Here is a 14,815-nt window from a genome sequence, read left to right on the forward strand (position 1 = left end):
GGAACAACCCTTTCGCGGCGGACGAACGCCTTGCATCTGCCCGGCTCAAGGCACGCAGAGCGGTATGGCATTCGTGCAGGGTTTCCCTCAGGGGCGGAAGGTGACCGCCGAGCGCGCGTTTTCCCAGACCGTGACGGCTGAGACCCGGTAGGCCTCCGTGTCGAAGGTCGTGGCCAGGGCCTGGTGGAAGTAGGCGGCCAGATTTTCGGCGGTGGGATTGACCGTGTCGAAGGGCGGCACCTCGTTGAGGTAGGCGTGATCGAGTTCCTTGGCGATCTCGCGTGCGCGGGCCCGGATGACCTTGAAGTCCACCACCATGCCGACCTGGTCGAGCCGTTGGCCGGTGACCTCGATCACCACGCGCCAGTTGTGGCCGTGCAGTCGGGCACAGTTGCCGTCATAGCCATGCAGCCGGTGGGCGGCGGCGAATTCCACCTCGGTGGTCAGGGTGTAGCTGCCCCCTGACGGCAGCGAATACGCAGTGCTCATGTGGCGCTCACCTTGTCTGGGTCCCCTATAAATGCGGCGATACTAGCGGCGATCGATCCAGAATCAAGCCCGGTGTCGGCAAGGCATTCCTCGCGGCTGCCATGTTCGATGAAGCGGTCCTCGATTCCTAGGCGCAGGCCGGGACGACTCACGCCTTGCTCGGCCAGCGCCAGCAACAGCTCGCTACCGACCCCGCCGATGCGCGCGCCTTCCTCGACGGTCACCACCGCGTCGTGTTCCGCGGCGAGTTCGGCCAGCGGCTCGATGGCGAGCGGCCGGGCCCAACGCAGGTTGACCAGCGTGGCATCCAGGTCCTCGCTGATCGGGATCAGTCGTTCGACCATCGCGCCGATACCGATCATCAAGACGCGCCGAGGCGCGTTCGCCGCGCTGTGGCGCAGCAGCGTCGGGGCGGTGGTGCCCTCGGCCAACGGTCGGCCGCCCAAGTGGTCCGGGCATTTATCGCGGGGGTAGCGGACGAGACAGGGGCCGTCGTGTGCCAGGGCCCAGTCGATCGCCGCGGTCAGATCCTGGGCATCGGCCGGGACGGCGATGGCGAGATTCGGCACGCTCATCCCCAGGGCCAGGTCAAAGCTGCCGGCGTGGGTGGGGCCGTCCGGTCCCACCAAACCGGCGCGATCGACCAGGAAGGTGACGGGCAGGTCCTGCAGGGCGATGTCGTGGATCACCTGGTCCCAGGCGCGTTGCAGGAAGGTCGAGTAGATGGCGACCACCGGGCGCATGCCCTCGGTGGCGAGGCCTCCGGCCAGCGTGACCGCGTGCTGCTCGGCGATCCCGACGTCATAGAGGCGCTTCGGGAAGCGGGCGGCAAACCCCTTGAGCCCGGAGCCCTCGATCATGGCCGGGGTGATCGCGATCACGCGCTCGTCGTGTTCGGCGTGGTGTTCGAGTCGGGCGGCGGCGACCTCGGTCCAGGTCGGCGGGCCGGCGGGCTTGGCCGGTTTGTCAGCCGACGTGGCCATCGCCCGACTGACACCGTTGCGTCCCACGCCGTGAAAACCGACCGGGTCGCGTTCGGCCGGGACCAGGCCGCGCCCCTTCTGCGTGACGACGTGCAGCAGGCGCGGCCCGTGCTGTTCACGTAGGTTGGTAAGGGTGTCGAGCAGGGTGTCGAGATCGTGACCATCGATCGGGCCGAAATAGCGAAAGCCCAGTTCCTCGAACAGGCTCGAGGTGCCCAGCAGGTGACGCATGCCGTCACGCAGCCCGGCGCGGGTCGAGCCGAGCAATTCGCCCAGCGGCCCGGCCTGGGCGAGTATCTCCTCGCCGGAATGCCGGAATCGCTCGATCACCGGTTTGCTGCGCAGACGAGTCAGGTGTTGGTTAAGCGCGCCGACATTCGCCGAGATGCTCATCTCGTTATCGTTGAGGATGACGAGCAGATTGGCCTGGCGGTCGCCGGCGTGATTGAGCGCCTCGAAGGCCTGCCCGGCAGTCATGGCGCCATCGCCGATGATCGCCACTGCCTGGCGGTCTTCGCCCTTGCGCTCGGCGGCCAGGGCCATGCCGAGCGCCGCGCTGATCGAGGTGCTCGAGTGACCGGCGCCGAAGGGGTCGTATTCACTTTCCGCCCGCCGGGTGAAGCCGGCGGGGCCGCCGTGCTGGCGCAATTGGCTCATCCAGGCGCGGCGACCGGTGAGCATCTTGTGCAGGTAGGTCTGGTGGCCGACATCCCAGACCAGCCGGTCGTAGGGGGTGTCGAAGACCCGGTGGAGTGCCAGCGTGAGTTCCACCACGCCAAGATTGGCGGCCAGGTGCCCGCCGGTCGCCTCGACCTGTTCGAGCAGCGCATGGCGCATCTCCTCGGCGAGTGCGGCGAGCGAGCCGCGCGAAAGCGCCCGGAGGTCGGCTGGCCGCTCGATCAGGTCCAGCAGGTGCGTCTGTCGGGGGGAGAGCGGCATCAGTAGCGCCGCCGGGTGACGAAATCGAGGCAGGCGCTCAACGCTTGGCCGTCGGCGCCGAGGGTGGCCAGTTCCCAGAGCAGGGCGTGAGCATGGCGCACGGTATCGTCGAGCTCGCGGCGTGCCCCGTCGAGTCCCGCGACGGTGACGTAGGAGCACTTGTCCGCCGCGGCATCCTTGCCCGGGGTCTTGCCCAGGTCCTCGGCCGAACCGGTGACATCGAGGATATCGTCCTGGATCTGGAAGGCCCGGCCCAGCAGGCGACCGAACCCGTCGACCAGCCGGAGTTGGCGGTCCGGCAGGCCCGCCCAGCGGGCGCCCATGATCAATGAGGCGCGGATCAGTGCGCCGGTCTTGCGATCGTGCAGGTCGGCCAGTCGAGCGAGATCCGGGGCGTCGTCGTCACCCGCCTGACCGGCAAGGGCCAGATCGATCGCCTGGCCACCGACCATGCCCGCCGGGCCGATCGCCGCGGCGAGGCGGCGCGTCCAGTCGAGTCGGATTGCAGGGTCGGCCTGCGCCTCGGCCACTGTCGTGAAGGCCAGGCTCTGCAGGGCGTCCCCGGCGAGGATCGCGGTGGCCTCGTCGAAGGCGCAGTGCAGGGTGGGGCGCCCGCGGCGCAGGTCGTCGTCATCCATGCTCGGCAGGTCATCGTGGACCAGCGAGTAGACGTGTACGAGTTCGACGGCGATGGCCGCCGGCCACAGGCCGTCGAATTCCGCCTCGTCCGTCTCGGGCCACGGGCGGCCGATGAGGCTGCCGAGAAAGACCAGGGCCGGGCGGAAGCGCTTGCCGCCGTCGAGGCTGGCATGACGCAGGGCGTGGGCCAGTCGAGGCGGGGTGTCGGCAAGTTGGCGGTCGAGCGCGGCCGTCAGGCGCACCTCGACCTGGTCGCGGAACGCGGTCAGCCAGGTGTCGAAACCATCGGGTGCGGCCAGGGTGCTGTGCGGGGCGTGGGGCGTGGCGTGGGTCACGGGCGTCAGGACGAGCGCTCGTCGCGTCCGGACTCGTCGCGGGCCGGGTCATTGATCGCCGCCACCCGCCGCTCTGCCTCGTCGAGGGCCCGCTGGCACTGGCGTTCGAGTTCGACGCCGCGTTCGTAGTCCTTGAGCGACTGCTCGAGGCTCTGCTCGCCGCTCTCCAGGCGTGCCACGATCTGCTCGAGCTCGGTCAGGGCCTGCTCGTAGCGCGTGATCGCGGACGGATCGCCGCTCTCGACGGTTTGCGAACGGATGGTCTTGGATGCGGGGGAAGAATCCATGGGAAGCCTCTCGGATAGCCGGCGAGGATTATATCGTCCTAGAGAACCTCTGCACGAATCGATAGTGTCTCTGCGGGAACGAGGGGGGTGCGACCAAAGCCGTCGATCGGATCGGCACGGATTCAGAAGGTGTCGACCGCCTCGATGGCCTGGTCGAGATGCGCCACGGCGATGACTTCCAGGCCGTCGATCGGCTTGGGCGGCTTGTTGCCACGCGGCACGATCGCGCGGGTAAAGCCGTGCTTGGCCGCCTCGGTCAGTCGTTCCGGGCCGCCGGGGACCGGGCGTATCTCGCCGGCCAGTCCGACCTCGCCGAAGATCACCAGCCCCTGCGGCAGGGGGCGGTCACGGAAGCTCGAGAGCATGGCGATCAGGCTGGCCAAATCGGCGGCGGTCTCGTTGACGCGCACGCCGCCGACCACATTGAGGAACACGTCCTGGTCGAACAGCGCTACCTGGCCGTGACGATGCAGTACGGCGAGCAGCATCGCCAGCCGGTTCTGGTCCAGCCCCACCGTCAGCCGGCGCGAGCCGCCTCCCGGGTGATCGGCCACGAGTGCCTGGACTTCGACCAGCATCGGCCGGGTGCCCTCGCGGGTGACCATCACCACGCTACCCGGCACCGGCTTCTCGTGGCGAGAGAGAAAGATTGCCGAGGGATTGGAAACGGGCTTGAGGCCGTGATCGGTCATGCCGAACACGCCGACCTCGTTGGCCGCGCCGAAGCGGTTCTTGACCGCGCGGATCACGCGAAAACGCGCGCCGGGATCACCCTCGAAGTAGAGCACGGTGTCGACCATGTGCTCGAGCACCCGCGGGCCGGCCAGCGCCCCTTCCTTGGTGACGTGACCGACGATCAGCACGATCACGTCGTGACGCTTGGCGAAGCGCACCAGCTGGGCGGTGGCCTCGCGCAGTTGCGAGACCGAGCCCGGTGCGGCGGAGAGCTCCTCGGTGTAGAGCGTCTGGATCGAGTCGACCACCATCAGTCCGGGCAGCGATTTCGAGCAGGCCGCGAGGATCGATTCGATGCGGGTCTCGGAGAGCAGGGTCAGTTCGCCGGCCCGCCCGGCAAGATCGTTGCCCAATCGACGGCCACGCAGGGCCACCTGCTGCAGGGATTCCTCGCCGGTGACGTACAGGCACTCGATGCGGTCCTGCAGGCCGAGTACCGTCTGCAGCAACAGGGTGGACTTGCCGATGCCCGGGTCGCCGCCGAGCAGCACCACCGAGCCGGGCACCAGCCCACCGCCCAGCACGCGGTCGAGCTCGCCCAGCCCGCTGGACTCGCGCGGGGTCTCGGAGACCTCGACCTCGCCGATGGCCGTGATGCGCGCGGCCTCGCCGGCATAGCCGGCCACCTCGCGAGTGGGCGACTTGCCGCCCGGCAGGCGCATCTCGGCGAGGCTGTTCCAGGCACCGCATTCCGTGCAGCGACCGGCCCACTTGGGATGGTCGGCGCCACACTCGCGGCAGACGAAGGCGGTCTGGCTCTTCTTCGCCATGGTGCCTTAGATCCCGCTGTCGTCGCGCTTGAAGGTGGTGATCAGGGCGGTATCGACCGCGCGCTTTCTGACCGTGCGCACCTCGATATGGGCATCGGGCAGCTCGACGGCGGCACCCACGGTGGGCAGGGATTCGAGCTGCTCGATCACTAGGCCGTTGAGCGTGCTGGCCTCGTCGGTTGGCAGCTCAACCTCGAGCTCGCGGTTGATCTCGCGGATGGGCAGGTTGCCGCGCACGATATAGCGGCCGTCGTCCTGCAGGGTGATCCCCTCGTGATCCGATTCGGGCGAGGTGGTGAACTCGCCCACGATCTCCTCGAGGATGTCCTCGAGCGTCACCAGGCCCTGGATGTCGCCGTATTCGTCGACCACCAGCGCCGAGCGGCGTTCCTGTCGCTGGAAGTTCAGCAGCTGGGTGGTCAGCGGCGTGCCCTCGGGGACGTAGTAGGGCTCGGCCAGCCGGCGCTTGAGACGCGAGAGCGTCAGGCTCTGGTCGATCAGCGGGCCGATCAGGCGGCGGACGTTGATGATGCCGATGGTGTGTTCGACCGAGCCCTCGAACACCGGCAGCCGCGAGTACTGGGCGTGGATCAGCTGGTCGAGGATGTCGTCCCAGTCCTGCGTGATGTCGATGCCGACGATCTCGGCGCGCGGGATCATGATGTCCTCGACGCTGGCCTGGCCGAGCTCGAGCACCGACAGGAGCATGTTCTGGTCCAGATCCGGCAGGCGCTGCCCCGACTCGCGCACGATGGTGTGCAGCTCGGCGCGGGTCAGGGCGTTCGACCCGGCGCCGCTCGGGTGAAGGCCGAAGATCGACAGCAGGCCGTTGGCAAGCCAGTTGATCAGCCAGATCACCGGGCGCAGCGGGCGGATCAGGAACGAATAGACGAACGACGCCGGGAAGGCGAATCGCTCCGGGAAGACCGCGGCGGCGGTTTTGGGCGCGACCTCGCCGAAGATCAGGAGAAGGAAGGTCATCGCCCCGGTGGCGATGGCAATCCCCGAGTCACCGAACAGCCGCAGGCCGATCACGGTGGCGATGGACGAGGCAAGGATGTTGACGAAGTTGTTGCCCAGCAGGATTAGTCCGATCAGTCGATCGGGTTCGGCGAGCAGCCGCGAGGCGAGTATCGCCCCGCGTTGACCCTGCTTGGCCAGATGGCGCAACCGGTAGCGGTTGAGCGCCATCAGCGCAGTCTCCGAGCTGGAGAAAAAGGCGGACAGGACGATGAGCACGGCGAGGGCCGTGAACAGAAAACCTAAGGGTATTTCGTTCAAGAGTGGTGACGCTTGTGATTGAACCAGCCGGAAGTGTACGGCGAAGCTCCCGGCATTTCGAGCCGGTTCGACATGGTCGGGTCACCAACCGTAAGCGTGTTCGATCCGAGGGCTGGCCAATCGCGTGACGAGGGGACCGTGTCGAGCGGGTTATCGAGTCAGTGATCGGCTCACTCGAGATTGAGGATCCACTCGAGCACGATCTTGGTGCCGAAATAGGCCAGGCCCATCAGGATAAAGCCGGCCAGGGTCCACTGCACCGCCGTGCGGCCGCGCCAGCCGGCGATGTGCCGGCCTGCCAGGAGTACGGCAAAGACCACCCAGGCGATCACCGAGAGCACGGTCTTGTGCACCAGGTGTTGGGCCAGGATGTTCTCGAGGAACAGAAAGCCGGTGACCAGCGCCAGGGTGAGCAGCAGAAAGCCGATCACGATAAAGCGGAACATCAACTGCTCGACCGACTCCATCGGCGGCAGTCGGCGGACCCAGCCGGCCGGGTGATGGCCGTGCAGTGCCTGGTGCTGGATCAGCAGCATCACGCCTTGCAGGGCGGCGAGCGTCAGCAGGGCGTAGGCTGACAGCGAAATCAGGATGTGCGCATCCAGGGCGATCTCACCGGTGCGGATGGGCACGTTCGATTCCGGCACGAACACGGTGAGAAAGACCGTCAGGGCCGTGACCGGCAGCAGCACCACCGCGATGCCTTCGAGCCGTTCGCGAAAGGCGCTGATCACCGTAATCGCGCTCGCCAGGCCGAACACGGTGGCCAGGGCATTGAGCACGCTCAGGTTGAGTGCGGTCGGTGCCGTCTGGAATCCCAATTGATAGAGCAGGGCACCTTGACCCACCAGGGCCGCCACCGCGATCAGCAGGCCGGGCAGACGAAAGGAGACCCGCTCGAGCCGTTGCCACTGGTCCACCAGCAGGAGGACGGTGGCAAGGACAAAGCCGGTGATGGTCGCGATGGCGAGAAAGGTCACGCTGTGGTCCACGTGGGACGCTCCTCCTGGAAACGGGCCCCGGATCAGACGGGTCGGGGGTTGGTGTCGATCGACGACACAGTCTGCCACAGAGTCAGTGCGGCAACGCCTCGTCGGGTCGGTCGGGCAGTTTCTTGTGCGGGTTAAGAATCCCGGCCGGGTCGAAGACGGCCTTGATGCCCCGCATCAGGTCGAGCGAATCCGGCGGGATCTCGCGGGCGACGAACTCGCGCTTGACCAGCCCGATGCCGTGTTCGCCCGAGAGCGTGCCGTCCAGGCGCAGTACCGCGTCGAATACCTCGTCCAGGGCCTGCTCGGCGCCGGCCATCTGCGCCGGGTCGTCCGGGTCGACCAGCAGGTTGACGTGGATGTTGCCGTTACCGGCGTGGCCGAAACTGACGATGGTGATGGCGTGGCGGGTGGCGATGTCATCCAGGGTCTCGATCAGCCGCGGGATGCGCGAGACCGGCACGACCACGTCCTCGTTGATCTTCTTCGGCGCGACCTGGCGCAGGGTGGGCGAAAGTGCCTTGCGAGCGGCCCACAGTCGCGCCTGTTCCTCGGCGGTCTGCGCGACGGCGATATCGGCATCGGCGGAGTTTGCCGCTGAAACCACCCGCTCGACCGTCGCGTCGATGCCGCTCTCGTCGCCGTCGACCTCGATCATCAGCATGGCCCCGGCGGTCGCCGGGATCTCGACGGCCGAGTTCTTGCGCAGCAGGTCGAGGGCATTGCCGTCGATGAATTCGATCGCCGCAGGGGTGGCCGGCTGGGCCATCACGCGGGAGACTGCCGCCGAGGCGGCATGCATGTCCGGGTAGAAGGCGCGCAGCAGGCGTCGGGTTTCCGGCAGCGGCGTGAGCTTGAGCGTCGCCTCGGTGATCACGCCCAGCGTGCCCTCGCAGCCGATCAGCAGCCGGGTCAGATCATGCCCGACCACCCCCTTGGTGGTCTGCGAGCCGGCCTTGATCGTCCGCCCTCGACCGTCGACGGCCTTGAGGCCCAACACGTTCTCGCGCGTCGTGCCGTACTTGACCGCGTGCGGGCCGGCGGCATTGCAGCCCAGGTTGCCGCCGATGGTGCACAGGGCATTGCTGGTCGGGTCGGGTGGCCAGAAGAAGCCCTTCTCGCCGACGATCCGCTGCAGGTCGGCGTTGATCAGCCCGGTCTGGGCCACGATCAGGCGATCCTCGGGGCGAAAGTCCAGTACCCCGGTCATGCGGTCGGTGACCAGGACCACCCCACCGAGTACCGGTACCGAGCCGCCGGCCGTGCCCGTGCCGCGTCCGCGCGTCGTCACCGGTACGCGATGGGCATAGGCCAGGCGCATTACCTCGGCCACCTCGTCATGGGTTTCGGGGAATACCACCACCGCCGGGGCGTGATGGACCCGGCTGTTGTCCATGCCGTAGGCCCAGGTCGAGCCGGCATCCCGGAGGATGCGTTCGGCCGGCAGGACGTGGGCAAGCTGGTCGAGGAAGGCGTCGAGTCCGGTCATGGGGCTCAATCGGTCAGGCCGAGCAGCTGGCGGTCGACCAGGTCGACCAGCGCGTGGATGCACTTGATCTGCGTTTCGTAGGCAATGCCCGGGCGCTCGGTGGGGATACAGATCAGTCGATCCTGGCTATGCAGGTGGGGGGCGATCACCTCCTCGGAGCCGGCCGATAGCAGCACCACCTGCATGTCGCGCTCGTGGGCTGCCCGCAGGGCCGGCAGGATGCCGTCGACCGCGTTGCAGCTGATCGCGAACAGTACGTCGTTCTGGGCCCCCAGTGCCCGAATGGAGCGGACGAACGGCTCCTTGCCGCCGGGGTATTCGGACAGGGCCATGACGGGCAGGCCCGGTCGCGGGTGCTCCAGTTGGCCGGTCATCAGCCGGGCGAAGTAATGCGCCATGTCACTGCGCTCGCGCGAGCCGCAGGCATAGACGCGCTGACCGTTGAGCACGGCGGTGAGGATGACGCCAGCGGCCTCCAGTGCCTGAGGGGCACCGGCCTCCAGCAGCTGGCCGATCTCGGCCAGATCATTGTCGATGCGTCGTTTCAGGCCGTCGAGGATGTCGCTCATGGGCGTCGGGTCCGTGGAGTGGGGGCTTTAATCGTGCATTACTGTTGTGGGGATGCCTTTTCAGGGTTTCCCTGCAAGACATCAGAAGGCATCGGGCAGCCAGTCGATGTGATTGTGCGCGCCTCGCGCCGTGATCGCCACCACGTCGAAGCGGCAGTAGAGACCCTGCCACGCCGGTTGACTGGCGATCAGGAGTTCGGCCGTCTCGCGGACCTTGGCGCACTTGCGTGCCGACAGGCTTTCGGCGGCGGCGACCAGCGCTCCGTCTTCGCGGGCGCGGACCTCGACGAAGACCAGGGTGTCGCCATCGCGCAGGATCAGGTCGATCTCGCCGCGCCCGGCCCGTGCGTTGCGGCGCAGCAGTTTGAGGCCGGCCCGTTCCAGGTGGCGCAGGGCCAATGTCTCGGCCTGCTGACCGAGCCGTTGCCGGTGGGCCTGACCGTCGACCTTGCCGACGTGCCGTCTCTCCGGGTCATCGTCGTTACGCCACCAGCGCCGTAGGGCATCCATGCCGCAGCCTTTCATGAGCTCAGGGCATCGACGTCGGCTGGCCGGAGCCGTCGGTGTTCTGACCGGCCGGTGGCGTGGTCCCCGGCAGTCGAGCCGGGCTGGTCAGCGAACCGGGCAGGGCCGCGTCCGATGTCGGGTCGAGCGGCCGGATCAGGCCCTGGCGGAACTGGCCCCAGCGCGGCTGGCGCTCGACCAATCCGGTGGCCGTGACCGACAGCTCGCCGGTCAGCCCGTCCAGCGTGCCGCCTTGCAGGAGCATCTCCATGCGTCCGGCCAGGGCCGCCGCGTCGGCGCCGAAGGCAAACAGGCGGGGCAGTGGGCCGGCCAGTTGAGCCCGCTCATAGGTGATGCGCAGCGGGTTCTCGGGCCCGGCCGTGCCGGCGAGCAACAGCGGAGCGATCGGGATGATCACGCCGTTCTTGTCGGCATCCCCGCGCCGGTCCCGGTTGCCGTTGTAGGCCAGGCCCAGGCCGTAACGCGGCAGGTCGTCGGCGCCGAAGTAGTCGAGTTGGGGGACCACCAGGGCCAGCTCGTCGCCGCTGGCGGCGAGGAAGATGGCGTCAAGGTCGCCGCGGATAATCGGCTGGAACGGCCCGTCATTGGATTTCGTGCGAACCCGCAGCAAGCTGCGCAGTTCGCTGGAGAAATCCGTCTGGCCGGAGGCGAAGCGGGCGCGATCGACCACCTCACCGCCGAGCAGTTCGAACTCGTTGGCGAATGCCTGGCGGGTGCGCTCGCCCAGGTGGTGGTCGGCCGAGAAGATGGCCGCGCGCCGATGACCGTCGGTCCACATGCGCTGGGCGACGGCGGCGGCATCCTGTTCTGGTGACAGCGAGAAACTGACCACGCCGCCGGGCAGGGATTCGCCGGACGGTGGTGAATTGAGGGCGATTGCCAGCGGCCCACCGGCCGGCAGATTGGCCAGGGCACCCAGTTGTTCCTTGAGCAACGGGCCGATGATCAGTGCCACGCCTGCCCGCTGGGCCTCCTCGATCGCGGCACTGGCGCCGATTCGATCGCTGCCCGAGTCAAAGAAGAGCACCTCCCGGCCACCGAGCGCGCCATTCTCGCGGGCGAACTCGATACCGGCGCGGATCTCGCGGGTGATGCCGGCATAGCGTTCGCCCTCCGGCAGAATGACCGCGACCGGGCCGGTCTTGGCGGGTGCCGTCAGTTGACCCATGGGTTCGGTGGCGCCGAGCATTTCCATAAGCCCGCTCTCGATGGCCGGGTGCCCCGGGTAGTTGGCGGCCCAGCGATCAATCTGTCCGGGTTGCTGGCGGTAGGTCAATGCCAGTTCCAGCCAGCCGGCAAACTGGCGACTGCCGGTCTGTTCGGCCTCGCGGCGCAGTTGGTCAGCCGGTACCTCGGTCAGGAGGTTCCACAGGCGGGCGTGGTTCGTTTCACGCGCCTTGTCATCGAGTTGGTCGTCGACGGCGTCGTAGTAGCGGGCGGCGGTTAGCGGATTGCCAAGCTCGGCCTCGAGCGCACCCAGGAGAATCAGTCGACGGCGTTCACTGTCGGGGTCCAGTGGGAGCGGGATGCGGTGGATGGTGCGTCGGGCCTGTTCGGGATTACCGCTGCTCCATTCGCCCAGTCCGCGTGCGATGCTCGCCCGGCGGGAATTGATGGCATCCCAGCGCGCCTGGGTGTCGGCCTGCTGATAGAGTTCGCGGGCCAGTTCCAGTTCATGGGCATCGATTGCCGTCTCCAGCGCGTTGAGCTGCTGCTCGGCGCGGGCGGCCCCGGAGAGGGTCTGCGACAGTGCCATCCGTGCCCGGGCGAGCGCCGCCGGATCCTCGGCGCTGATGGCCTGGTCGACCTCGACCTGGGCGGTCTGTCGTTGGTCGTCCTGCGGTGAGGTGGTCATCTGGGCGCAGCCGCCAACGGTTAGCAGGGTGGCCAACAGGGCCAGCCGCGTGGCGGAATGGGCGAGCGGGCTTGGGCGTGTCGGCATGCGGTCCGTCTCCGGTAACGTGACCCGGATCAAGTCCGGGGTGTTCGGTTCTGACTTCCGGTCGAGGTGGACCACCGGGGCGGCGGTTCGTTCGGTCGAGCCGGGTCGAGGAAAACGAAAAATCGTGAGTGAGTATAACCAAATGTCCAGTCCGAATGCGGGGTCGCGGCCAGCGAGTGAAACAGGTGGTCGTTGGGTCGAACCCGGTCATCTCTACGTGGTCGCCACGCCGATCGGCAATCTCGCCGATATCAGCGAACGGGCGGTATCGGTGCTCAAGGGGGTGGATTTCATTGCCTGCGAGGACACCCGGCACGCGCGCGTCCTGCTGGATCACCTCGGCGTGCGCAAGGAGTTGGTTGCCTTGCACGAGTACAACGAACGCAGCGCGAGCGAGGCCATCAGCCGCCGGCTGGGCGAAGGGCAATCCGCGGCCCTGATCAGCGATGCGGGCACCCCGGCAATCAGCGATCCGGGCGAGGTGCTGGTCCGTGTGTTGGTCGAGGCGGGGGTGCCGGTGGTGCCGGTGCCCGGGGCGTCGGCGGTGATCGCGGCGCTGTCGGCCGCCGGTCTGCCGGCCCGTCCCTTCTGGTTCGAGGGTTTTCTGCCGTCCCAGGACAAGGCGCGTCGGGATCGGCTCGAACGCCTGGCCGGTGTCGAGGCCACCCTGGTGTTCTACGAGGCGCCTCATCGAATCGTCAAGAGCGTGGCCGCGGCGGCCGACCGCCTGGGTGGGGCGCGCTCGGCCGTGTTGGCCCGTGAGGTGACCAAGCGCTTCGAGCAGTTTGCCCACGGCTCGCTCAACGATCTTGCCGACCGACTGTCCGGTGGCGAGATCCCCGCCCGGGGTGAATTCGTGTTCCTGGTGGCCCCGGCCGCCGAGCAGGCAGACGCCCCGGCCGCCGAGGCCGAGGCCTTGATCTCAGCGCTGATCGAGGAAGGTGTCGCGCCCAAGACCATCGCCCGGGTCGTCTCGAAGACGACCTCGTTGGCGCGGAACGCGATCTACGCCGAGGTGCTGGCGCGGCGCAAGGAGTCCTGAACACCATTTGGCAGGCGGTATGCCCGACCCGGCCAGGGCGAGAAATCCTTGAATTGGCACACATGCTGCATTACCCCGTGATCATCGACGCGGCGAGCGGTTATCGCCGTCGCGACGGTCCAAATCGATGGTCCATATGGGCGGCCATCCTCAGGGGTTTAACCGCATGGCCTACTACCTCACCAGCGACGATTCAGTTTGCGGTCGATCGCCGTCTCGCCGGATGTCTGCCGCGGCCGACCGGACGCCATTTGCGCGTCAGGCTGCCGGCGAACGGGGCCAGGCGCTTCTCGAGTCGTTGTTGCGCTGCGTCAATGTTGGTACGGCGCTCGACACGATCCGCATGCATGTCGAGGGGCTGCTGGCGGTGACGTCAATTTCCTGGCAGGTGGACGACGAGCGATATTGCGGCACGGTCTGTGAGCCATCCGAGCACACCATTCCCGTTGCCTTGTCGCTAGATGACCGCCCCTTCGGCCGGCTGCGGCTGTACAGCCGCCGTCCGGTTGCCGAGGACGAACTGGCACAGCTGCGCGAGATGCTGTCTGTGGTCGCCTATCCGCTGCGCAACCTGCGGATGCTCGAACATGCCCTGATCGCCGCTGAACACGATGCGCTGACCGGTCTAAAGAACCGCCGGGCCTTCGACCTGGAGCTCAAGGCGGTCCATGCCCGAGTGGCGCGATATGGCGGCCAGGCGAGTCTGCTAATGCTGGACATGACGCGCTTCAAGGCGATCAACGATACCTACGGCCATGACGTCGGCGACCGGGCGCTGGCCCGCGTGGCCGAGGGGTTGGACCGTTGCCTGCGCGAAACCGACAGTGCCTATCGCCTCGGTGGGGACGAGTTTGTGGTGATCCTGCCCGAAACCCCGTCTGAGGGCGCGCGACGCCTGGGTGCGCGTGTGCTCGACTGGTTTCGTGAGCATCCGTTGCGGGAGCCCGGCGGTGAACGAGTGCCGCTAAAGGCGCGGATGGGGATGGCCCAGTTCCGTGAGGGTGAAGACGCGGACGACTGGTTCCGTCGCACCGACCAGGCGCTGTACGGCAATGCCGAGCCCAGCGGGACCAACCGCCGGTTGGATCGCCTGGCATAGATGCGTGCCTGATAGGCGCGGCCCTCAGGCGGGCTCGGGCAGCAAGGTGGCAAAACACCGCCAAACACGTGAGAATCGCGGGCGTTTGTTGAAACGATTGTGAATACAGGCCCCGACAACGGGGCAAACTCCGGAAAACGAACGAGGTAAGGGACATGGCCGAAGGCGACGAGGCAACCGCGGAAAAGAAAGGTAGCAACAAGCTGATCGTGATCCTGCTCGCGGTGTTGATCGTCGTGATCCTGGCGATCGGTGCCGTGGTGACGACGCTCTTGCTCACCGGCGACGACAAGCCGGCGACCGAGGGCGAGGAAACCACCGAGCAGAGCGAGGAGGCAGAGGAACCCAAGGGGCCGCCGATCACCGTCTCGCTGGGCGATCCGATCACGGTCAACCTGAGCAAGCCCAACGATGCCAACGTGCTGCAGGTGCAGCTCGATCTGGTCACCCGCGACCCCAAGATCGAGGAAATGATCAAGACCCAGCGCTCGCGGATCGTCAACGACGTGATGCTGGTGCTGAGCGACGTCGACTCGGCCGAACTGCGCACGCGGGCAGGCAAGGAGTCGCTGCAGGAGTCGCTGACCGAAGAGATCAACCGGATCCTCGAGGACGACAGCGAGCTCGAGCAACCGGTCGAAAACGTCTATTTCACCAAGCTCCTGATGCAGTGATGCACCAGGGGTCGGAGCCACAGGGCCA

14 protein-coding genes are annotated in these 14,815 nt (G+C 67.3%); 3 read left to right on the plus strand and 11 right to left on the minus strand.

What is annotated here, in order from left to right; all coding sequences use genetic code 11:
• Positions 1-87: 87 nt before the first annotated feature.
• The 11 genes from queD to D5687_RS05630 all read right to left on the minus strand — a co-directional run bounded on the left by queD (position 88) and on the right by D5687_RS05630 (position 11,972).
• On the minus strand, positions 88-489 hold the full coding sequence (queD, locus tag D5687_RS05580) for a 6-carboxytetrahydropterin synthase QueD (protein ID WP_125198786.1): 402 nt from the start codon (positions 487-489) through the stop codon (positions 88-90).
• On the minus strand, positions 486-2,411 hold the full coding sequence (dxs, locus tag D5687_RS05585; RefSeq protein ID WP_125198787.1) for a 1-deoxy-D-xylulose-5-phosphate synthase: 1,926 nt from the start codon (positions 2,409-2,411) through the stop codon (positions 486-488). The genes queD and dxs overlap by 4 nt, the downstream gene beginning before the upstream one ends.
• Positions 2,411-3,385: a polyprenyl synthetase family protein gene (locus D5687_RS05590; protein WP_158611765.1), complete on the minus strand. Its 975-nt coding sequence runs from the start codon at positions 3,383-3,385 to the stop codon at positions 2,411-2,413. Before D5687_RS05590 ends, dxs begins: the two co-directional genes overlap by 1 nt.
• A 5-nt stretch (positions 3,386-3,390) precedes the next feature.
• Complete coding sequence (locus tag D5687_RS05595; protein WP_125198789.1) at positions 3,391-3,672, minus strand: exodeoxyribonuclease VII small subunit; 282 nt, start codon at positions 3,670-3,672, stop codon at positions 3,391-3,393.
• Positions 3,673-3,794: 122 nt separating this feature from the next.
• A complete protein-coding gene (gene radA, locus D5687_RS05600; protein ID WP_125198790.1) occupies positions 3,795-5,177 on the minus strand; it encodes a DNA repair protein RadA in 1,383 nt (460 codons plus the stop codon).
• A 6-nt stretch (positions 5,178-5,183) separates the two neighbouring features.
• Positions 5,184-6,458, minus strand: a complete 1,275-nt coding sequence (locus D5687_RS05605) for an HlyC/CorC family transporter (RefSeq protein ID WP_125198791.1) — start codon at positions 6,456-6,458, stop codon at positions 5,184-5,186.
• A 170-nt stretch (positions 6,459-6,628) separates the two neighbouring features.
• A complete protein-coding gene (locus D5687_RS05610; protein WP_158611766.1) occupies positions 6,629-7,450 on the minus strand; it encodes an inner membrane protein YpjD in 822 nt (273 codons plus the stop codon).
• A gap of 82 nt (positions 7,451-7,532) precedes the next feature.
• Positions 7,533-8,936, minus strand: coding sequence for an FAD-binding oxidoreductase (locus D5687_RS05615; RefSeq protein ID WP_125198793.1), 1,404 nt, complete (start codon positions 8,934-8,936; stop codon positions 7,533-7,535).
• Positions 8,937-8,941: 5 nt separating this feature from the next.
• Positions 8,942-9,505, minus strand: coding sequence for an SIS domain-containing protein (locus D5687_RS05620; RefSeq protein WP_125198794.1), 564 nt, complete (start codon positions 9,503-9,505; stop codon positions 8,942-8,944).
• Positions 9,506-9,586: 81 nt separating this feature from the next.
• Entirely contained in the window at positions 9,587-10,015 is a 429-nt protein-coding gene (locus D5687_RS05625) for a YraN family protein (RefSeq protein ID WP_125198795.1), read from the minus strand.
• Between the two features lie 19 nt (positions 10,016-10,034).
• Complete coding sequence (locus tag D5687_RS05630) at positions 10,035-11,972, minus strand: penicillin-binding protein activator (protein ID WP_125198796.1); 1,938 nt, start codon at positions 11,970-11,972, stop codon at positions 10,035-10,037.
• A gap of 142 nt (positions 11,973-12,114) precedes the next feature.
• Between D5687_RS05630 and rsmI the strand changes: the two genes are divergently transcribed.
• From rsmI to fliL, 3 genes are all read left to right on the plus strand, one after another.
• Positions 12,115-13,014 (plus strand): 16S rRNA (cytidine(1402)-2'-O)-methyltransferase, encoded by a 900-nt coding sequence (gene rsmI, locus D5687_RS05635; RefSeq protein ID WP_125198797.1) that lies wholly within the window; start codon positions 12,115-12,117, stop codon positions 13,012-13,014.
• Between the two features lie 223 nt (positions 13,015-13,237).
• Positions 13,238-14,113 (plus strand): GGDEF domain-containing protein, encoded by an 876-nt coding sequence (locus tag D5687_RS05640; RefSeq protein ID WP_158611767.1) that lies wholly within the window; start codon positions 13,238-13,240, stop codon positions 14,111-14,113.
• 155 nt (positions 14,114-14,268) lie between these two features.
• Positions 14,269-14,787 (plus strand): flagellar basal body-associated protein FliL, encoded by a 519-nt coding sequence (fliL, locus tag D5687_RS05645; RefSeq protein ID WP_125198799.1) that lies wholly within the window; start codon positions 14,269-14,271, stop codon positions 14,785-14,787.
• Positions 14,788-14,815: the final 28 nt, after the last annotated feature.

Origin of the sequence: Guyparkeria sp. SCN-R1 (genome assembly GCF_003932495.1) — a bacterium.
Classification (GTDB): domain Bacteria; phylum Pseudomonadota; class Gammaproteobacteria; order Halothiobacillales; family Halothiobacillaceae; genus Guyparkeria.

Excerpts from the sequence above, each read along its gene's own strand:
- radA (WP_125198790.1), bottom strand. The coding sequence starts at position 5,177 with ATGGCGAAGAAGAGCCAGACCGCCTTCGTCTGCCGCGAGTGTGGCGCC.
- D5687_RS05620 (WP_125198794.1), bottom strand. The coding sequence starts at position 9,505 with ATGAGCGACATCCTCGACGGCCTGAAACGACGCATCGACAATGATCTG.
- D5687_RS05640 (WP_158611767.1), top strand. The coding sequence starts at position 13,238 with ATGTCTGCCGCGGCCGACCGGACGCCATTTGCGCGTCAGGCTGCCGGC.
- D5687_RS05595 (WP_125198789.1), bottom strand. The coding sequence starts at position 3,672 with ATGGATTCTTCCCCCGCATCCAAGACCATCCGTTCGCAAACCGTCGAG.
- queD (WP_125198786.1), bottom strand. The coding sequence starts at position 489 with ATGAGCACTGCGTATTCGCTGCCGTCAGGGGGCAGCTACACCCTGACC.
- D5687_RS05625 (WP_125198795.1), bottom strand. The coding sequence starts at position 10,015 with ATGGATGCCCTACGGCGCTGGTGGCGTAACGACGATGACCCGGAGAGA.
- dxs (WP_125198787.1), bottom strand. The coding sequence starts at position 2,411 with ATGCCGCTCTCCCCCCGACAGACGCACCTGCTGGACCTGATCGAGCGG.
- rsmI (WP_125198797.1), top strand. The coding sequence starts at position 12,115 with ATGTCCAGTCCGAATGCGGGGTCGCGGCCAGCGAGTGAAACAGGTGGT.
- D5687_RS05630 (WP_125198796.1), bottom strand. The coding sequence starts at position 11,972 with ATGCCGACACGCCCAAGCCCGCTCGCCCATTCCGCCACGCGGCTGGCC.
- fliL (WP_125198799.1), top strand. The coding sequence starts at position 14,269 with ATGGCCGAAGGCGACGAGGCAACCGCGGAAAAGAAAGGTAGCAACAAG.
- D5687_RS05615 (WP_125198793.1), bottom strand. The coding sequence starts at position 8,936 with ATGACCGGACTCGACGCCTTCCTCGACCAGCTTGCCCACGTCCTGCCG.